We start from the raw sequence: 19,438 nt of genomic DNA, 5'->3' as shown, positions 1-19,438 counted from the left end.
AAGGATTAATGATGAACAAAGTATTACCATTATTATCAGTGCTATGTGTGCTGGTTAGCTGCAATGTCAGTGCTCAAGAATTTTATTTAGAAAAAATCCAATGTGAGAAAGCAGAAGATTGCGATATCAACAAAAAGTTTGAAGCATTTCTAAAAGACGCTAGAGCTGCTTCGTCAGAGAATCATACTCTGTATGTAGGCACCAAAGTTAAGTTAGATGCGTTAAGCGGAGAAATCAACATTGACTTTCCATTAAAGATAGTTGGCTCAGGTAAATCACAGTCTGAGATACTTTTTAGTAATCCGGTTGTGGTCAAGCACAGCCTTGATGTTTCCATGATCCGATTTCGCTCGCATAGTGAACATGTATTGACATTAGATGGTGCAACGAGGTTGAGAATCAATGATGCGTCAATTACAAAAAATGGGGGGGCATGTATTAAGGTTAAATCAGATAGCAATACCGCATTTGAAATTGACGCGTCGGAATCAGATTTTATGGGATGTCGTTATATTGTGCATACCGACGAGCTTAACAATAATTTTGATGGCTCCACAATAACGTTTTCTCAGCTGGGAGCGGATATCAGAGGAGATTTATCTTCCAGGGCTGCAATTGTTATTAATAGTGGAAGCGACGCCGGAACAGGTGAGCCGCGAGTTAAAATGACTCTTCAAGACTCTCACTTTTATCGAAGCGAATGCGGAAGTTGTACGTCTGATCAATTTACTTATGTGTATTCTAAAGGCCACAATAATATTACAATTGAGGATTCATACTTTGAGAACTACTCGAGCAGCGTATCACTAAAAGCTGAGAATCCAAATAACGTTAAATTTAATAACAACTTACTGACAGGTGGGGCGGGTGACGATAATCCTCGTGTAGATATTACAGGGTTAAAGGGGCGTGCTGAGGTTATTAATAATACAATTTCAAGCGCTAACAAAGAGCTTACCATTTATCCGTTAGGGGCAATTAAAGAGTCTAAGCCTACTGCTAAAATTGTGACTAGCGGCAACGCTTTCTATGTAAAGAACAAAGACGAGTTTAAATTTTACGAGCAGGCGAGAGGCCTGCAAAGTAGTTTATACTACGTTACGTTTCAGCAGTTTACGAAGGCCCTGTTCACAGGGGCAACAGATTCATTTGAAGGAATACCGGTGTTTCCTGATAACAAAGCAATGGTCATCAATATTGATGGTTCCTCTGCCGTTGATGAGTGTCGAGTGTATAACGAATATAACGAACCGCTAGCAGTCGTCAATGTTAACGATGGTAAAGCTATGGTAGAGCTTAAGTTAGGTGTTGCAGAGCGAATGCAAACAGTAATGACAAGATGTTTTTCTCATGGAGTACCTATGGTGGTACAAGAAGGTAGTATTTATAACTTCTACGTTTGGAAAAACACACCTGAAGTCAAGATATGCTGGTTTAAGCAAAGTAATTTGACTATAAACAGTAGCCCATCAAATTGGGTGTGTGACACTCAGGCACCACAATATTCAGATATCATCTTTAAATCAGATATTAAATATGCAAAACAGTGTGAGAGAATCATCTCTTCAGATAAAAGTGAGCGTGCTACGATAGCCAATGAAGAGAAAATAGTTACTTTATATAATGCAATTAGTACAAATAGAGCGTGCCATGGCATTAAAGGTTCGTCAGGAACAGCCCAAGTGGTAAAGTCTGTTGCTAGCATTGCAATTGAGCCGCCCCCTAGTATCAAAGTGAAGCTTATGTCGTACAATCGTACATTGTCAGGGTTACCACTGTACACAACGAACAGTCTAAACATTGGATTAGAAGCAAGCGGCGTCCAATCATGTGATGTGATTGATAGCTCTGGCACAATTGTACACAGACTGACCGAGAGTGAATTACGTAACACATCGGCCACTATTAGACTGGGTGGACCGATTCAAAACGTACAAACTTTGTCGTTAAGGTGTAAAGATAGTAACGGTGCCAATGTTACCACATCCTACAACAACAGCGATAGACTAAGATTTTACCATTGGGCAAGCACACCGCGTGTTAAAACTTGTTGGTTTAAAGACGGTAATGGCAGTAGATATAGTAATTCAAATAATTGGAATTGTGATACCAGTGCGCCATGGGGCAGTAAGGTGTACTTTAAGAGCCATATTGAGTTTGCCACCCAGTGTTACCGTACCAAGTCTAACGGCCAAAAAGTCTACGTCACACCAAGTGGAGCGTATAACATGAATGAAGAAGTAAGCCTAACGCTAACAAACACGGTTGCAACCAACAGGACATGTATTGGAGCTACGGGTAGTAGTGTAACGAGCTATGCGACTATCAGATTAAATTAATTAATCAGTAATGTTATTTTAGGGGAATTACTATGCCAGTTTGGCGTGAATTCCCTTTTTTATCATCAAGCCTAATCATGAATAAGTAAGAACGATGCAAAAGTCCTCTTGTTAGTCACAGTTTTCAGTATTGCTCTTCACGTCGATCGAATTATAGATATTTACTAAACCTAGTTTGAATAGGTATTCAACAGGGCCGACTAGTATGTTATTTTCTTAAACGCATCATACACAGCAAGGTGTAGCGTATCTCCGTGGTTGAGCTCTGGAAAATAGCCAAATTTAAGTTGTGTTTTATCATGCAGTGTTGGGGTGACTTTTTCATGAAGTTGCTTGGCAATACGCTCCATTTGTTCGCCTTCTTTACCTACTCCGATATAAACTGATTTGGGTAGGTGAGGAGGGTTAAATTCTTGACTCAGGAGTGCTTCATCATTCCACCACAGGCTGGGGCTGATGATCACATAATGATCAAACAGCGCACTGTGGTTATACAAAATTTCAGTTGCTAATAACCCACCAAGTGATTGCCCTATCAAGGTAGAGGTCTCATTGACCCTATATTGTTGTTTTATCATGGGTTGTAACTCCTTACTTATAAAGTCAATAAAGCGCATTGCACCGCCGTGGGTTGGTAGCTCCTTTTGATCTAATGCGTTGTCACTAGGGGTGGTGAAGTCGTGTTTACGGTCAACGTTTTCAATACCAACTACGATTGTCTCAGGCAATATATTAAGCCACGGGAAATTAGCAAACTGAACTAGGCCTGCGATATGAATAAAGTCTTCATCTTTTGAGCCGTCGAGCAAGTAAATAATTGGGTAGGTTTGTTGTTTGTTTTGTGTGTAACTGGGGGGTAAATAGATGTTTACTGAACGGGTTTGTTTCAACACTTTAGAGTTAAATGTGAGGGTATGGGCAAATTCAAACTCAGAGCGTTTTAACTGTTGATTTGCAGATATGTTGATCGAAATAGACAGTGTGAGTAATACTATGAGTGCTTTTAACATTGGCTGCATCCTTGTTGTGACTATTATTTTTATATTACACTTAATTTCTTTATGAACAACAAAATAACGTTCTTCTAGATGGTTTTAAATATTAAATGGCAATATTTTTAATTGTTAAATTGGTAACAATGTTAGGCTCGGAATTTCGATTTTAATTGCTATTTATTCATATTATTTAACTGTGTTATTTCTAATAATTAGTTAACTTTTAGTAATCCTAAGTTGATTATAAAAAGGCGAAAGGTAAGCGACATAGAATCAGTATACTGAAGTAGATTTACAATGTATGGACTAATTCTAATCAATCTGCACATTTGGGCTCAACACAGAACTCTAGGCACGTATTTTGATAAAAGTTAAATTTACCCTGTAAATAATTTTTATGTAACTGCTTAAGTTACATAAGATTGGTTTACCCTCTTTAGGGTATCACTATAATTTTTTTAGCTCTTGTCTGAACAAGTTCAATTAACTTTCTGGTATAAAGCTCTTATATTCGAAATTTCACAATCGCAGGTTTTTTCCTCACGCTAGCATGCAACTCATAATCTGTTTCAAGTAATAGAGTTGCGCTGTTGACAAAATATCTGACCTTTTCAAAAGGCAATCCTAATTGAGGTAATAAGGATAATTTTACTTTGACGGCTTGAATTTGGGTACGTTCGTAACGTACAGTGTGTATTCCTCATAATTTTATTTGAGGAAATAATGGATTCTATGATTTTTACTACATATTTTAAAAAGGAAAAGGATATGAAAGGATATTCGACTTTGTTTTTGTTGGGAACTATGACAGTGGCATCTACCAGTGCGTTTGCGGTGGATACTAGCACAGTATCAATTACCGATACACGATTTGGAGCTGTTGCAAATGACAACATTGATGATGCCCAGGCAATACAAGCTGCAATCAATTATGCGATTACAAATAACAAAAGTCTCTATATTCCAGCTGGTACGTTTAATGTTGAAAGCACGTTGGATTTCACCCAAGTTTCCGGTTCTCATCGCTCAAAACTAAAAGTGACTGGTGAGAAAAGGGAGCTTTCAAAGTTGGTAACGTCATCCAACATTAGTCTCTTAAAAGTGGCCCACGGGGTAGAAGTTCACAACCTAACACTGACACAAAATAACGCCCAGCCGATGGGTAAAGCGATAGATATTCCGTTTGCTTCTTATCGTTCGCATTTTAGTAAGTTAGATATTGCGGGCTTTGACAAAGGCATTTACGGAAAATGGGTGATTTGGAGTCGCTTTGAAGACCTGTTCATTATGAACGTTAATTCGGGTATCGAACTGCATGGTAATGGCACTGACCCTGCGTATTGGAATACTGAGCCAAACGGCTGGTTTAACAACGTGAACGTGTTTGACAATGTGTATGTTGAAGGCGCTCAAACGGGACTAAAACTGGCGGCAATGGGTAGTAACATTGTTAACTCAACGGTGCAAAACTCCAATGTTGGGGTTGAGATCTATGGTCCAGCTGATCACTATACTTGGAATAACCAGATCTCTAACTTCTACGCTGAAGGAGTGAATACTGTTTTCAAAGTAAAAAACTCGCGTTCATTAGACATTAATGGCGTGTTCGCACAAGGCGGAAGCAGTAGTAATCGAAAATATGCTGTAATTGACGCACAAAATGGCGGTACGATCACACTCAATGGCATGACAGGACAAGACTGGTGGCAACATAGTGCTGTACTGAAAAATACTCAGTTGATCGGTAAAGTTGTTGCTATTGGTGGAACAGGTAATTACGACGACAACTCAACACATACAGATGGCATTACCAAGCAATCAGCTGTAATTAGCTTACCAGCCAATCGTACTTGGCATCCGCTTCCGAGTAAAATGGCAATACAGGGTAATTCATCATACCGTGTGACTATTTCTGGTATTAGAGATGGCTATGAACCTGTGTTAGAAGAGTACGCAATATACAACTTTAATGGTAGTAGTAAGCTTGGCAAAGTCAGCCATATTTCTGGCCGTCAGCGTATCAAATTTAAAATCGAATCTGGGCAAATATATGCTCAGCTAGATTATGTGGGCGGCGGCGGTCTTTCGGCGGGTAAAATCACGCTGGAGAAAGTGCACTAATATTTAGCTTAACTAACTAAAGGCTGAAGCATCACGAAAAACCAGCCTTTAGTTATGTATACGGTGGTAAAAATCTCAACAAGTTGGATACACCCCATTTGTAGTTGAAACTGGTGAACCAACAACTTTCTATTGGAATGTTGAGGGGACTAAGTATTGTTGAACCTATTTGCTAAGTAGTCGCAATACTAGCCAAAACCAGTGCCACACAGTTATTAAATCGAGGGTTCCTGTTCTGCGAAGAACACCTGTAGAAACTCTGCCTGTGGAGCGGTAGAAACCTACCTAAACCTCTATCTTTCAGCTCTGCGATGCTCTTAGCTTTTTTGAATTAAATTACTGAAAATTAATATTAAGCATTAAATTAAGAGCAGCTTCAGGTGTTAGTTATTGTTACTTATTTGAAGGCTGCTTGAGCATTTCCTCTGACTTATGCTGTAGATACTTTGTGCAACACACTCAATATGGCCTCCGTTTTTAAAGTATTCAAGCCTATCATCAAGGGTATCGCTCTAGTACATCAAGCAGAGCCTGTTTATTTCAATACTTCACTTGGTCCTGTAAAAAACCTATCAGTATCACCAGCTGTGCCAAAGTAGGCACGGGCGTAACTTTTAATTAGGGGCTGAAGGCATTCTGTGTCTGGAAGTGTTTATGCGGTGTATGTAAACAGTTAGCAGATTTGAAGAATGAGTTTACTGCGAGCATCGGTTGCAGTCGTAAGTCAGGGCACTAACACATGTAAGGCCAACGCATGCAATCCCCCATAGCTGGATACAGTTTCACCACACAGGCTTAGATAAAGTATCTGTTATACATCGTTTTAAATGGGAGCGTATAGTTACTAAGTTAGCTGATATTGGCGCATTCCAACTGGGAGTAGAAGGCGGTGATACGTGTAGAGCAATTTTAAACTGTATCTCAACGGATTGCTTTATGTTCAGTAGGTGGACGCAACATAGTAGTGAAATAGTTTCAGTTTATTGATCATGGTTAAAAAAACTCCCTATACGTTATTTTTTTGGAGAGACACAGAGCGATTATTTGGAGCAAAGTGTGCTTTGTCAGCCTTAGGGCTTTTAAGTAGCTAGTCGTTATTGGTCGTCTAAGGTCACAACTTTACTAATGAAAAATAAAGATATTATCGAAGTGTGGGCGATTTTTATTTCAATAAAAGCCGCTTTCTAAAAGGTAAGGAAAGATTGCCACATGACCTTAACTGTGCGCCTTTGTAAGATATTATTACAATATTAGCCCATACAAAGTGTAGGTGTATTACGAAGGTTTTGTTAAAGTTATTCTCTCATCTCAACTTGCTGGAATAAAAAATCTAAAAATAAAAAATATTTAACTTACCGAATAACTTGAATGCAAAAGGATTATAAAATGACTTTTTTAACTTCTCGGCGGGCTCTAGTAGCTGTAAGCATGATATGTTTGCCTTTTTACAGTCTGGCCGACTTGTATAAAGTAACCTTTAGTGGTTATGTCAATGAGGTAAATGATCCTCACTCACTGGTTACCAATACAATCAAAACATCAGATCCCATAGTCGGTGAATACTGGTATGACGATCAGATGCATGACTTAAGCAGTTATCCAAATTATGTAGCTGAATCTCAATCAGCGGGAATTCGTTATAAGGCTACTATCGGTGATCTTGCTCTGACGATGGATGCCGATAAGTCAAAACTCAGATTGGTAATAGACCCACAGAACGCAGGGTCATACTTAGTCGTACCAAGTGGTATGGTCACTGATAATAACTTGTCCGTTCGCACCACTAATTTGCTAACGGAGTTTGAGACAAATAATCAGCCTGTAGGCGATGAACTGATCCCGCTCACATATGAACAGTGGTTGTCACATAGCTTTTTGTTGCGACTCTTTAATGAGCAAATTCCAGCAAGTATAACCAGAAATACGTGGATTGAGGGCACGATCACCGCAATACAAACACAGCCTTTATGCTCTGCAAGTAATACCGTGCAATTGAGCCATGAAGAACGGATCACCGTAGATGGTAGAAGTAACACTGTTGAAGGTAAAGGTAATGAATCCCTTAATCCTGCTCAGGTATTGGTGCCAGGCGCTGTGCTATGTGTTAAAGGTGCACCAGAGGGCGCAAGCCATGAATTAAGAATTGAGAATGTTGCAGGAACGGCACAAGCGCCAATCACAGTGATCAACACCGGTGGACAAGTGGTGTTTAAAAACCTAGATAGCAATGGTTATATTGACACCGCAATTGATGTGTTAAACAGTCAGCATATACATATTACTGGTGCTGGTAATCAAGCTTATGACTACGGTTTTAAAATTGATGGTCGTGTTGGTACAGTTCGAAAAGGTGTTGCTTATTACAAACGCAGTAGTGACATTGAACTTGATCATATTGAAGTGGGCTATACAACACAGTCAGGTTTTAACCTCAAAACGTTTAGTAATTGCTCTGATGGTTCAGTGCCTGCAAGGTATGCAGAGCAAGGTGAAACGCCACAATTTTATGATGCCTATAACGAGCCTTTGGTACTGCATGACTCGGTGGAACAATACCAAAGAGAGAACATGCATGATTACAACAATGATGGGGTTGTCAATCACCTAGATGCTAGCTCTCGAAGCGACATGACGTTTTATAATGCCAGTTATCATGACAATTACATTCACAATACCGGTACTGAAGGAATGTATATCGGCTCCAATGGTAGCTATCGACTGTACAAGGCCAGTGAACATGCCGATCCATTCCATTTACCAGGCTCAGGTATGGGCGGTAATGAAAGGCGTATTTGCCAATATTATCAAGCACCTGATCAACAACAGCAGGTTGCATTTGGTGATTACAATGAACCGATGGCGGGACAGCTGGTTGGCGTTAAAATTTACAATAACATAGTTGATAGAACGGGCTGGGATTCCATCAATGTAAAATCTAGCGCAGTTGAGTGCGAAGTATTTGCAAATCATGTAACGAACTTCTCTACTAAAAATTATAGCCGTGATCAGATAGGTGCTATCAGCTTACAAACCAACAGTCATTGTGATGTTTATCGCAACACCTTAGAAGGTGGCGTCGAAGGGGGTTATGGCATGGGCGTTCATGCGCCAACTCTAGGTGGTGTTATTGCCAATAATGTTATTAAAGATGCAGGTAAGGGCGGTCAATATGGGAAGGAGTCAGCCATTCAGGTACGTTTTAATACCGATGATGAACATCACAAAATGTACGATGAACAAGACCAACACATACCTTGGCAGCAGATTTACGCTGGTAAATCACACCATGTAGTCAATAACACTATTATTAACCCTGCAAAAGAAAGCGTGGATTTTCGTATCTATCGAGAAACTCACTCCATTGCTAATAACCTAATCGTTCCTGACAACACACCGATGGATGTGGCGGGAGACGTCATTGTGGTTACTAATCTTAATGCGGCTGATGATATCTTGGAAGGCGGTAATGATGCGCCATATGCTCTGAGAAGTGATACAGCCGCTGTGAATACGGGCACTGATATGCCTGCGGAATATGCAGTGGAAGCAGCGAGGTTGACGAGAGATTTAGTCAATATAACACGACCATTGCAAGGTGCTTATGATATTGGGGCGCTTGAATATGTAACACTCAGAGTGCTGATGAATGAAGGAGGGCGTGTCGTTAGCAACCCTGCAGGTGTTGACTGTCCACAAACATGCGGCGCAGTGTTCGATACCAATCAAGTGGTTACTTTGAGTGCAGTCGCAGATAGCAACCACGACTTTTTGGGTTGGGAAGGTTGCGATCAGGTGATTGATGGGCGCTGTGAAGCCATGGGTCACAAAGTGATCAAAGCGAATTTTGCTCCTAAAGTTGTAAGGATCAGCACCTTCAGTGGCACGCATGGTGATATTTTTCCAAATGGACCTGTGTCGGTTGCGCGTGGTGCAACTCAAACGATGACAATCACTCCAGCACCTTTATATCAGGTATCATCTCTATTGGTAGATGGAGAATCTGTTCCCGCTGCTAACGAGTATCTATTTGATAATGTGAGTGAAAATCACGTTATCGAAGCAAGCTTTAGTTTTGACCCAGCTTATGCGAATTTACTTCACCTCACGTTGGATGAGCTCTCAGGGAGTACAGCAACAAATAATGGAGCCCTGAGTGAAGTCAATGGAGTGGTGCAAGGTGCTAGTTGGGTGAATGAAGGTCATATTCAAGGCGCTTTGCGTTTTGATGGTGATGACTATGTAAACTTGTCTGCTCATGAATTAATGGACGTCAATCCGCAACAGCACAGCTTTACAACCACTCTTTGGTTTAAAACCACCGACAGTGGTGCGTTGATCTCTAAAGTTAAAGATGCCACTTCAGACGTGCAGTTCTACCTGTTCGCAGGTAGCAATGGAGCGTTGTACGGTAGAGTCGGTCTGGGTGGCGGAGCATATAGGTCAATCCGCAGTAGCTCAGGTTCGATAGATGATGGACAATGGCATTTTGCTGCACTTGTGAATGATCATAGTGCAGGCTATTTCAAGGTGTATTTAGATGGCCAGCTTTTGGGTAGCAAAGTGTCTGGTTTTGTACCAAGTAATGGTATGGACATTTTGATTGGTGCGCGACGTAATGGCGATAACCAATCAACCGGCAATCACTTTGAAGGGGATATAGACGATGTACGTTTTTTCAAAAAAGCCCTAGATGAGAATGAAATATTGGCGCTTTTTAGTGGTCAGTAATTAAGTCGTGACTAAGTCGTAGACAGCCTAAGTTAATTGGGTTGTCTATTTTTTTTAGCTTAAAAATTTGATTTATATAGATAAAGTAAAAAAATATGTATGACGTTGTTACTGAACATGCTGTTTTATGGTTAATTATGTATACTGTGCATAATTAACCATAAAACAGCATAGTGGCTAGATCAGATGAAAAAGATCAATTGGCATTTCCAACGCAAAGCACTTGCGCAGTCATACCTACAAACGGTGTATCAAGGAGCTGTGAGCCGTATTGCGCTACTTGATGTTCGCCGAACAGGTAAAACAACATTTTTACTCAAAGATTTGTATCCCATTGCTTTGGATAATGGCTTTATTCCCGTGTATGTGAACCTATGGGGGGAGCCTGAGAACCCGACGCTTGCCATCACTCAAGCGTTAAGTAGTACACTCAATGTCTTAAATCAGTCGGTGAAGGGTAAACTAAGCGATATTGCTAACTCAGAGATCAAAAAACTAGAGGTGGGCAATAACGTATTTGGCAAAGCTACCATAGAGTTTAGTGATAACAATGCACATAAGCCAAGCCAATCGGAGTTATATAAAATCAATCAATTGGTTGAAGCGCTATTTAACAAGTGTGGTGACAAAGCACTTATTATTATTGATGAAATTCAACATCTAGCTTCTTCGGAAAAGTTTCTGTCAGTTCAGCATGCACTGAGAACCGCATTAGATACTTATAGCGATATTAGTGTCGTGTTTGCGGGCTCTAGCCGTTCTGGAGTGAATGCTATGTTCACTGATAAAGACCGCCCATTTTACGACTCAGCCTTTATGATTGATTTCCCAAGGCTGGGAGGCGAATTCGTAAAGCACTGCTGTGACACCTTAAGAAAGCATTTTAACTTGCACTATGACCCCCTAGAAGTCGGCGACTTTTACGAAGAGATAGATAAATCCCCATTTTGGATGATGAAGCTCATGACATATTTGATGGCGCATCAAACGAGTCTAAAAGAAGGGCGTGAGTATATTAAAGCATTGATGATTCAAGATGGAGACTTTGAAAATCTCAAAAAGCGACTCAGAGAATTAGATGTTGCGGTCTTAAGTTTAATAAAGCAAGAGTGTACAGCTTTATACAGTACAAACACTATTGATAAATTGAGTAGAATAACGTCGGGGGAAATTACGGCATCTGCAATACAAACAAGTGTTAAGAAATTGAAATCAATGGTTATTATCTCTCAGTATGGCGATAAGTACTACATTGAGTCTCCCGGTTTTATCAAATATTTAGAAGATGGTATGTAAAACTTATAATTTTTTAATTAGATGATATTTACAGTTAATTTAAATAAATCATTAATTTTTGGTTTATTGTTTAATTAATTATATTTTATAAATATAGGTTTGCGTTTTCCGTTGTTATAAATATAATTCATCACCGCTTTTTTTGCGGTGTTTATCTATATTTAATAATGAGGATTTTAAAATGAACATTTGGAAAATGGACTTTTTCCGAAGTACCTTCACATATATATTGTTACTGTTTCTCAGTGCATGTGGTGACCATGATGAAATCGGTTTACCTATTGACTCACAAAAATCTAGTACGGAAAAAACAGCTGTTGTTGTTGGCGCTGGGCTGTCTGGGCTAAGTGCTGCTTATGAGCTTGAGCAGTTAGGTTTTGACGTGACAGTATTGGAAGCTCGAGACCGCATTGGTGGTCGAGTCGCAACAGTTGAGATGGGTCAGCAAAGCGGTGAAATCGGTGGTGAATTTATAGATGGTGAGACCGTTCACAAAGAACTTCATCGCTATGCCCACTTATTTGATGTAGAGCTGGCTAATACCGGCTATGAAGGGAGTATCCAAAGCGGCGCATATTACATTGATGACAACTTAGTGAGTTACGATGAGTTTGATGAGTCTTACAGTGCACCTGTAGTCACTGATTATTATCGCTTTTATGATGAACTTAGCCTGTTAGCGGATATAGTGCCCGACCCTGAAAAGCCACTCATATTAGAAGCGGCTGTCGAATTAGATAAGCGGAATGTGCAAAGCTGGATAGATGAATTGCAACTACACCCTAGTGCTAAGCAGCTCGCTGAACAGTTTGTCAGGGGGGAGTTTGATGAGCCAAAAGACTTATCTTTGCTGCATTTAGCCCAGTATGCAAAGGTATATGAAAATGTGTCAGATGACGATGTTGAGTCATTTCGTTTTTTAAAAGGTGGTCAGGCTATGACCTCGGCGTTTGCCAAAAATATCTCGGGCGATATTCTACTAAATCAAGCAGTGACAAACATTCAACAAGTAGACAATAAAATCACTGTCACAACAGTATCGGATGATACTTATACATCGGATGTGATAGTCGTGACAGTTCCTTTGAAAGTGTTAAACAAGATCACCTTTACTCCTGCATTGCCAGATGAGTTGACGCAAGCCGCTAAAAATATCAATTATGGTACACACTCTAAAGTGCTATTGCGTTACAGCAAGCGCTTTTGGCTAGAGCATAACTTGGGCGGTGATACCGTAGTGGCAAGCCTACCAACGGGTTGGACTTGGGAGACCACTGAGCGCCAAGGAGGCGAGGGTGGCATCTTGATAGCTTATACATCCGGTGATTTTAGTAAGATGCAGCAACATTGGAGCGATCAACAGGTCATCGACACCAGATTAGCTGAAATTGAGCTGATGTATCCGGGGTCTTCACAGTATTTTGTTGAAGCGAAATCTCAAAGTTGGCTAAATGAACAATGGACAAAAGGCGGGTTTTTAGCCTATGGGCCAGGCCAAATGAGCGCTTACTGGGATCTATTCAAACAACCTGTAGGACGAATCTATTTTGCAGGAGAGCATACCGACACTTTATATCTAGGCTACATGGAAGGAGCTGTTAGAAGTGGGGTAAGAGTTGCAAAACAAATCAGCGAACTGAAATTGTAATCAGTGCGTATGTCGCAGGCACCTTATTATTTTTAAGGTGCCTGATTTACTAGCCAACTATTCACTTTATCTAGTTAAGCATCTCAAACAGTGTTGGTATACGAATGATCCCACATTTTGCTTGTAGCAGCTATGGATTGCAGTAAACTGGCGCCTAGTCGTTGGCAATCATGATGGTCCCAGCGAGAGGTTTGTACCTTTCCTGCAAGTGGTTTAAATGACGCTTCCAATAAAATAGCAGCAACGCCAAATTTTTGGTAAACATACTGTGTTGCGGTTGAGTATGCCTTTGGAGCACAACCACAGCATGAGCTGATAGCAGAGTCATTCACTTCATCATTTGGCGTGTTGTAGTCATACTTTATTTGAAAATCACTATTGAGCTGATGTAATGAACGTTTAAGCGCTTTCCCCATGGGATGACTCCCTTCAACCATCATGAAGTTATACGCAAGCTGTTCATCTCCATGAATATCAATAAATAAATCAACACCATAGGACTCCATTGCTTGCTTAACGGCTGCGACTTCAGGGCAACTGGCTGGATCTGGGTCTTGCCATTGGCGATTGAGGTTGACGCCTTGCGCATTGGTACGATGATTCCCCAGCTTGCTGCCATCAGGGTTCATGTTAGTAACAATATAAAACTCAATGTTGGCAAATTGTCTGGTGAATGTTGTTGTATTTTCAAGGTAGTGTTCGAGCAATCCATCAATGATCCACTGCGCCATGGTTTCACCAGGGTGCTGTCTGGCAATCAGCCAGACCTTTTTAGCTTGTTCATGGTGATCTCCAATCCGCAATAACGTCATGTTTTCACCTAACGTTGACTTGCCTATTTGCTCAGTCATTACGTGATGGTTTTGCTGCAAACGATGATTGAGCTGATATTGTCTAGCCAAAGGGTATGGCACAAAATAGGCGTAGTAAACTATGTGCTCTGTGACATCATTATTAATAATAAGCTGCTCGTTTTGATACTGAGTTGCTACTCGAAACCAGTCAACATTGTTATATGAGGCAAACACTTGGTAATTCTGCCAAGCATTTAGGAAGCTCACCTTTGCTGCATTACACAGCTTTAGTTGTTGTGGCTCTATGAGACTATTTTCAACAGCAAAGTAAAACCATTGCCTGGTACAAGCTTGATTGTCTTTGCTGATGTTGAGCTCAATATTTTGTGCGTTGCTGGCGTTTATCACTTCAATCGAGCCGCTTTCAAAATCGGAATGTATGGTGACCATGATGTTTCTCCTGTTATGACAAATTCAATAGTTCAATACTTACACCCGTTATACAGGCGGTGGTAAATACCAATCCGATAAACGCGAGCAGCAGTGGCCAGTGAAACAGCTTTTTGAGCATGATCATTTCAGGCAAGCTTGCGCCAGCTCCTGCAATGGTCAGCGACATTACAGCGCCTAGGCTTAACCCTTTTGCCACCAGTGATGCAGCAATGGGGATCATGGTTGAAGCTCGAACATATAAAAAAGTGCCTATCAGTGCACACAGGGGGATCAATAATAAAAGGTGCACATCGGCAAGCTTGCTAAACAGTTCACTCGGTACAAAACCGTGTAAAACTGCGCCTACTGCAACGCCAATTGCCATATATGGCAGCATCATAGTTAACTGTTTAAAAGCATCTTTAGATAGGGCTGCAATATGAGCAATTGTTTGCGGCTTTTTAGCTGAGGGAGTGTCACAACAACCAGATGACGTTGTTTGGCAACTGGATTCATTGGCAGAATCGCAAGACTTGCTTGGCGTTGGAGTGAACAACTCATCGCGAATAAAGCGCTCAAAGCCAAAGTGCTGCATTAACATGCCCGAGAGTATCGCCATCGCAACAGCAAAAAATGCGTAGAATAGCGTAATACTAACGCCGAATGTGGCCCAAAGTAGCGCAATGATAAATGGGTTAAGCAGAGGGGAGGTAAATAGGAAAGCCATGACGGGGCCAAATGCGGCTCTGGCTTTGAGTAGCCCCACCATCATTGGCAGCGTTGAACAGCTACAAAATGGTGTTACCGCGCCGAGGCTAATGGCTACTGTATAGCCTCTGTTACCCGACAATAATTGACGTACTTTTGCCATGGGGAGATAGTAATTAACTACACTGACAATAAAGCTGATCACTAAAAATAGTAAGGTGAGTTCAGCAAACGTCGTAACAAAAAATTCCAGCGCATTTTGCCATTGTTGATAAGTAAACATAGATGCTCCTTGGTTTTATATTTCTAGAATATTCGAAATATAGTGTAAATTTTTTTTTTTAGTCGCAGCCTTTACAGCATTCCTCAGACAGGAAGTCGATAAGACGCTCAAGCTCTTGATACTGAGCTTGGCATCGCAGCACGCGACCTTCACGGGTTTGGCTCAATAACCCCACTTTCACCAATCGAGAGATATGGTGAGAAAGTGTTGAGCCGGGTATATCTAACTTTTCTTGAATAGCAGACACCGCCAAGCCATGGTGGCCTGCGCGTACTAAAATTCGATAGATTTCGAGCCGGGTTACATGCCCAAGCTCTGCCAGTTGGTTGGCAGCCATTTCAATTTTCATAACACGCAGTGTAAGACAGAAAAAACGACAGAACAATATATTTCTAGAAATATCGAAATATATTGTTTTGCTAAATATCGAAGATAATCTTAACCATTTAAATTTAAATAAAAATCAGCAAAATACTTAAAGAACCAATCGCGATTGAACTGTATGAAGGTTTATCTGAGGTAATTGGTATAGAGCTAAGCAATGAGCAAATAGGGCGATGTTGCATAGGTTGCTGATTGGTAATTTAGGGTGATAGAAGGTAATTGAGAAAATGTATCTAGCGAGTTATCTTTAAGAGAAAATTAGGGGCGCATCGACTCGATGGCCCCATAGGAGAAGTTAGTTACAATTGCTATATTTTCTGATTTGAGTGTTTGGCAAAGCAGCTTCTAATGCTGCTACTTGAGCACAATCAATGTTCGACCAATATATATCCAGCATCCTTAGTTGCGTTAGTGAATGCAATGGCGTTAAATCAGGTATGCGTGTGTTATCCAAGTCTAAAGAGGTTAAATTGGTATAGTTTGCTAACAATTGTGAATTGGATAGTGGAGTCGATGATAAGTTTAGGTCCTCAATATAAGGAACATGGAAGCCTTCCAAATCAAAAACTGTCTCATTGTAAATCAATTCAAATGATTTTACTGTCTGAGGCAGAGTAAGGTCTCTTAATGTGGTCAAACTTCCCGAACTTATTGTAATTTCTGATAGGTTTGGTGGTGGGCTGATATTCAGGCTGTTTAAAAGACTAATTACATGCTCTGAGCGATCATATGACACCATCCGTAGATATTTTAAGTTACTATATTGCTCTAGCCCAGTCAGTGACACGATATTATTGTTTTCAAGAGTTAAGGAATCTAGGGCAAGTACATCATAGTAAGCATTTTCACGAATAAATTTTATCAAGTTGTCATCCGTAATAAGGCTAAAATCTACCAAACTCTCAACACATTCATCCGGCAGCTCCAATAATACGGTTTCTGCAAGGGCTGTACGTGATGCTTCTAGGTCAGCACACATCATGTTTGGGGCTGAGTATATGGCTAGAGATTCCAAGTTACCTAGGCTCATCAACTCAGCCATATGGTTAACAGCTGGAAAATCAGACAGTGTCAATCGCTTAAGCTTCTTTAAGTGTGATATGGGTGTGATGCTTGTCGCTTTTGATTCCCAGATCTCCAACTCTTCTAGTGCAGAAAATTGAGCTAGCGCGGTTAAATCTTCATTTTTTGAAAACCCTTTAAGTTTCAAGCTTGTGAGCGATGAATTAGCTCCAAAATCCGTAAAATCAGATAGACCAATGTCATCATCAGAGTTGTCATCATCAGAGTGATTATTGGTCAGTGTGAGTGTTGTAAGTCGTGATAATTTACTGATATTTGGTAACTCATCAATACGGGCTTGAATTGACAGGTGTTGCAGTTCTGTAAGGTCAGAAATGCTGCCGATGTTGCTGATATCACTAGTAAAAATATCCAACTCCTCAAGTTTATTCAGTTGGCTAAGGTATGCTATATCCAAAGAGCTAGATGTATTTATATGCTGGATGCTTAGCTTAGTGAGTGAATTAACAGGGGCGTTTAGACTGCTAATATCTATTGAATCATCTATCGTTAACTCAGCCAACTCAGGTAAAGATACAATCCATGAAATGTCCATAGCTTGTGCGTTTCTGCCAACTGTTAAGTGAATGAGTTGTTCTAAACTTGCCAAAAAGCTTAGCGTAGTTAGGTTGTTATTGCTTAGCGTGAGTGCCGTAAGATTGCTTAAAGAGTTTAAGCCTGCGGTATTTTCCAACTCAATGCCACGAAGGGACAGCGTTGCTAGCTCTGACAGCGTTTTGATAGTGTTGATATCGAATGCTCGGTTATAGCCAATATACTTATACTCCAATGCTAAGGATGTAAGCTTGGTAAGATCTCCAATGATGCTGAAATCTTCAATATTGGCATCTCTAAGAACTAACTTTTCTAGGTTAGGAGTCGATGCAAGTGCACTGATATCACTAACATTGAGGTTTGCCAATGTTGCTTCTTTCAAATTCGGCATTTGTGATAGAAAAGACAAAGAATCAATATTACTAACATTATCTAAACTTAACTTTTCTAACTGAGATAGTGATGATAAGGCTCTGGCGTTATACACTTCTAACCTCGATAAATGAAGCTCGGTTAACGATGTTGGAAGTTCTGATATGTCAAAGAGATCATAGCTAAAATAAATAGATTGTAGTGTTAAAGACGTTAAGTTTTGAAAGTTTGATAAATCAATGGTTGAGTTATACGTTCGGGAATAGATAGATAGCGACTTTAGAGCGGTTAAGTTGTTTAGTGCTGAATAATCAGTGTCAACGTAGTCATCATGCAGTGTTAAGTCTTCTAATTGTGTTAGCGATCCAAGTATTTCAAGTCCTTCAAGATAAGTACTTTCAATCTTAACCGACACCAATTGTGAGAGTGTCTGTAAGCCTTCTAATGAGCGGATAGGGACACCTTTACATTCAATAGCTTTGGTACCCATATCAAGCCGAGAGATGTTCATACATGCTAATAAGGCTTTGTCGGGGAAAACATCCGCTGAAGGCTGAGCGTAAGCGTTTATTGTAACAACAAACTCTTTGCTAGTGGTTTGGCTATCATTGTCGGTAGCGCTTAACTTAAGTGTGATAGTTTCATCTTCGGTAATATCCGGTGCAATGAACTCAATAGTATTTGTATCGGTGTTTGATAGCTCAACGGTGGTCCCTGCGGTTTGTTCCCAAACGAAACTTTTGATTGAGCCATTATTGCCAGAGGCTTGTGCAGAAAATGAGAACGTATCCCTTTCCTTAACTGTTAGGTCTCCAGCTGCCATGATGACAGGGGCTTGATTTTGCGATTCTGATGTTTTGTTATCACTATTTCCACCACATGCTGTTAATGCAAGCGTGAGTATTGAAAGTGCTAGTCCCTTAGTGTTGAGTATCTGTTTCATACTACCCTTATGAATTATTAAATTTAATTGTTGTTAGCTTTAATGCGCAGATTGTATTCTTTTTAGGAAAATCTGTACAGCGGGGTGTGCGAATAAAGCCGAGTCTATTATGAGGAAGCTACAAGCTGAAAGTCTCCGTATTTCTATCTGTTCGGGCAAGTTTGGCTAGCAGGCCTGCGACTATAGTAACTGACATATACATAGCAATTTCCTTGGCATTCAAACCAGCTTGACTTGCAAAGGTGGGAGCTAAGCCATAAAAGCTGCCATTAATGATCCCTGCAAAACATACAGCGGTCAGTGATTGAGGCACTCTTTTAAAGTAACCCCATAAGCTGACCTGGAGGGGCTTGAGAGGTTTCGGGTGTATCCTACGTGTTATTGAAATTGGCACAATACCAAACGACAATGCAATGCAGATAAGAAACAGCGGAGCGTACCCCAACTGTGGGAATTGCGATAGTGCAAACTGACCTACAACCATACCCAAATAGGACGTTAACATATAAAATGAAAACACACGTCCACGTTGCTCTGGCGCCGCTTGTTCATTGAGCCAACTCTCTAGCACCATGTAATTACACATCATTCCTAAGCCTACCACCAAGCGTAGTACTAGCCATATGTAGATGTTGTCGCTAATACCATGGCTTGCGACACAGGCCGTTACAACCGCGGTACTAGCAGAAAAAGCTCTGATGTGACCAACAGATTTGATCAAGTGGTAACCAAGTTTAGAACCAAATAATAGGCCGATGTAGTAAAACGAGGTGAGCAG

At 40.5% G+C, this 19,438-nt stretch carries 10 protein-coding genes and 1 pseudogene; 5 read left to right on the top strand and 6 right to left on the bottom strand.

The genetic code is table 11. From position 1 onward, the window contains the following. Positions 1 to 11: 11 nt before the first annotated feature. Positions 12 to 2,339: a hypothetical protein gene (locus tag BIW53_RS18670; protein WP_070993542.1), complete on the top strand. Its 2,328-nt coding sequence runs from the start codon at positions 12 to 14 to the stop codon at positions 2,337 to 2,339. A gap of 200 nt (positions 2,340 to 2,539) precedes the next feature. Here the strand turns inward: BIW53_RS18670 and BIW53_RS18665 are convergent, their stop codons facing one another. Then, positions 2,540 to 3,349: an alpha/beta hydrolase gene (locus BIW53_RS18665; RefSeq protein WP_139158887.1), complete on the bottom strand. Its 810-nt coding sequence runs from the start codon at positions 3,347 to 3,349 to the stop codon at positions 2,540 to 2,542. A gap of 753 nt (positions 3,350 to 4,102) precedes the next feature. On the opposite strand from BIW53_RS18665, the gene BIW53_RS18660 reads away from it, so the two are divergent. The 4 genes from BIW53_RS18660 to BIW53_RS18645 all read left to right on the top strand — a co-directional run bounded on the left by BIW53_RS18660 (position 4,103) and on the right by BIW53_RS18645 (position 13,127). Next, positions 4,103 to 5,455, top strand: a complete 1,353-nt coding sequence (locus BIW53_RS18660) for a glycosyl hydrolase family 28-related protein (RefSeq protein ID WP_070993540.1) — start codon at positions 4,103 to 4,105, stop codon at positions 5,453 to 5,455. A gap of 1,386 nt (positions 5,456 to 6,841) precedes the next feature. Next, positions 6,842 to 10,183, top strand: coding sequence for a LamG domain-containing protein (locus BIW53_RS18655; RefSeq protein ID WP_070993539.1), 3,342 nt, complete (start codon positions 6,842 to 6,844; stop codon positions 10,181 to 10,183). Positions 10,184 to 10,369: 186 nt separating this feature from the next. Continuing rightward, positions 10,370 to 11,479, top strand: coding sequence for an ATP-binding protein (locus BIW53_RS18650; RefSeq protein ID WP_070993538.1), 1,110 nt, complete (start codon positions 10,370 to 10,372; stop codon positions 11,477 to 11,479). Between the two features lie 181 nt (positions 11,480 to 11,660). Next, positions 11,661 to 13,127 carry a flavin monoamine oxidase family protein gene (locus tag BIW53_RS18645; protein ID WP_070993537.1) on the top strand — a complete coding sequence of 489 codons (1,467 nt, stop codon included), beginning with the start codon at positions 11,661 to 11,663 and terminating at the stop codon, positions 13,125 to 13,127. Between the two features lie 83 nt (positions 13,128 to 13,210). On the opposite strand, the gene BIW53_RS18640 is transcribed toward BIW53_RS18645, so the two are convergent. The 5 genes and pseudogenes from BIW53_RS18640 to BIW53_RS18620 form a co-directional block, all read right to left on the bottom strand. Continuing rightward, positions 13,211 to 14,371, bottom strand: coding sequence for a M14 family metallopeptidase (locus BIW53_RS18640; RefSeq protein ID WP_070993536.1), 1,161 nt, complete (start codon positions 14,369 to 14,371; stop codon positions 13,211 to 13,213). Positions 14,372 to 14,384: 13 nt separating this feature from the next. Further along, on the bottom strand, positions 14,385 to 15,344 hold the full coding sequence (locus BIW53_RS18635) for a permease (RefSeq protein WP_070993535.1): 960 nt from the start codon (positions 15,342 to 15,344) through the stop codon (positions 14,385 to 14,387). Between the two features lie 58 nt (positions 15,345 to 15,402). Continuing rightward, a complete protein-coding gene (locus BIW53_RS18630; protein WP_070993534.1) occupies positions 15,403 to 15,693 on the bottom strand; it encodes an ArsR/SmtB family transcription factor in 291 nt (96 codons plus the stop codon). Between the two features lie 330 nt (positions 15,694 to 16,023). Then, the gene (locus BIW53_RS18625) at positions 16,024 to 18,660 is read right to left on the bottom strand and encodes a leucine-rich repeat domain-containing protein (RefSeq protein WP_070993533.1); all 2,637 of its coding nucleotides are present in this window, start codon (positions 18,658 to 18,660) and stop codon (positions 16,024 to 16,026) included. Between the two features lie 160 nt (positions 18,661 to 18,820). After that, positions 18,821 to 19,438 (bottom strand): annotated as a pseudogene (locus BIW53_RS18620) (MFS transporter); the annotation flags it as partial.

It is taken from the genome of Pseudoalteromonas byunsanensis (assembly GCF_001854475.1).
Taxonomy (GTDB): domain Bacteria; phylum Pseudomonadota; class Gammaproteobacteria; order Enterobacterales; family Alteromonadaceae; genus Pseudoalteromonas; species Pseudoalteromonas byunsanensis.
This window is presented reverse-complemented; position numbering and strand designations above follow the sequence as displayed.

Excerpts from the sequence above, each read along its gene's own strand:
- BIW53_RS18645 (WP_070993537.1), top strand. The coding sequence starts at position 11,661 with ATGAACATTTGGAAAATGGACTTTTTCCGAAGTACCTTCACATATATA.
- BIW53_RS18660 (WP_070993540.1), top strand. The coding sequence starts at position 4,103 with ATGAAAGGATATTCGACTTTGTTTTTGTTGGGAACTATGACAGTGGCA.
- BIW53_RS18625 (WP_070993533.1), bottom strand. The coding sequence starts at position 18,660 with ATGAAACAGATACTCAACACTAAGGGACTAGCACTTTCAATACTCACG.
- BIW53_RS18630 (WP_070993534.1), bottom strand. The coding sequence starts at position 15,693 with ATGAAAATTGAAATGGCTGCCAACCAACTGGCAGAGCTTGGGCATGTA.
- BIW53_RS18635 (WP_070993535.1), bottom strand. The coding sequence starts at position 15,344 with ATGTTTACTTATCAACAATGGCAAAATGCGCTGGAATTTTTTGTTACG.
- BIW53_RS18655 (WP_070993539.1), top strand. The coding sequence starts at position 6,842 with ATGACTTTTTTAACTTCTCGGCGGGCTCTAGTAGCTGTAAGCATGATA.
- BIW53_RS18650 (WP_070993538.1), top strand. The coding sequence starts at position 10,370 with ATGAAAAAGATCAATTGGCATTTCCAACGCAAAGCACTTGCGCAGTCA.
- BIW53_RS18670 (WP_070993542.1), top strand. The coding sequence starts at position 12 with ATGAACAAAGTATTACCATTATTATCAGTGCTATGTGTGCTGGTTAGC.
- BIW53_RS18665 (WP_139158887.1), bottom strand. The coding sequence starts at position 3,349 with ATGTTAAAAGCACTCATAGTATTACTCACACTGTCTATTTCGATCAAC.
- BIW53_RS18640 (WP_070993536.1), bottom strand. The coding sequence starts at position 14,371 with ATGGTCACCATACATTCCGATTTTGAAAGCGGCTCGATTGAAGTGATA.